General features: G+C 59.4%; 1 protein-coding gene. It reads left to right on the plus strand.

All coding sequences use genetic code 11. The annotated features are described in order from the left end of the window. The coding region (locus IE065_RS17850) for an IS256 family transposase (protein WP_189517685.1) at positions 1-854 on the plus strand (854 nt) is incomplete at its 5' end. Positions 855-1,002 lie beyond the last annotated feature (148 nt).

A 1,002-nucleotide genomic window follows, 5' to 3' on the forward strand; every position in this document is an offset into this window, starting at 1 on the left:
TCGAGGATATCACCGAGGCGCTCTGGGGCGTCAAGGTTGGGCCGTCGACCGTCAGCGATCTGAACCAGAAGATTTACGCGCAGATCGAAGAATGGCGCAACCTGCCGATTCAGGGTAAACATGCCTATGTCTATCTCGACGGTCTGTGGCTCAAACGTTCCTGGGGCGGCACGGTTAAAAACGTCAGCGTGCTGGTGGCCGTGGGCGTCAATCAGGATGGCTACCGCGAGATCCTCGGCGTGGCCGAAGGCACGAAGGAAGACAAGGCCAGTTGGCAAAACTTCCTGCGCTGGCTCAAGGAACGCGGCCTGCAAGGCGTGCAGCTGGTCGTCAGCGATAAATGCCTGGGGTTGGTTGAGTCCCTCGGCGAGTTCTTCCCGGATGCCGCCTGGCAACGCTGTGCGGTGCACTTCTATCGCAACGTGTGGACCGCCGTGCCCAGCGGTCGGGTCAAGGAAGTCGCCGCCATGCTCAAGGCTATTCACGCCTGCGAAGACCTCGATGCGGCCCGCGAAAAAGCCGCTGCTGTCGTGATCAAACTACGCACCATGAAGCTCCCCAAGGCCGCTGAGATGGTCGACGACGGCATCGAGGAAACCCTCTGCTACATGGCATTCCCCAGAGAACACTGGCGCAGCCTGCGCACCAACAATCCGCTCGAACGGCTCATTCGCGAGGTCAAACGCCGCACCCGAGTGGTCGGGGCTTTTCCCGACGGCAACAGCGCCCTCATGCTCGTCGCCGCCCGCCTACGCTACATGACAGGAACCAAATGGGGTATGCGCCGCTACCTCGATATGTCACGCCTGACCAACCAAGCCACCGCTAATCCACAAGAGGCCAACGCCAGCTGACCTTCCACCGGAGAGTTGTTCACCCCGTCACCTCCGACGAGTTATTCCCCATTCTCGGTGACGGCCCGAACAACTCTCCTCAACAACACAAAAAACTAGACCTTCCAAGGAACCGTAAAACAAAGTGCGAAAGAATCTGGACACTACC

The sequence above is a fragment of the Cerasicoccus arenae genome (assembly GCF_014651635.1).
GTDB classification, from domain to species: domain Bacteria; phylum Verrucomicrobiota; class Verrucomicrobiia; order Opitutales; family Cerasicoccaceae; genus Cerasicoccus; species Cerasicoccus arenae.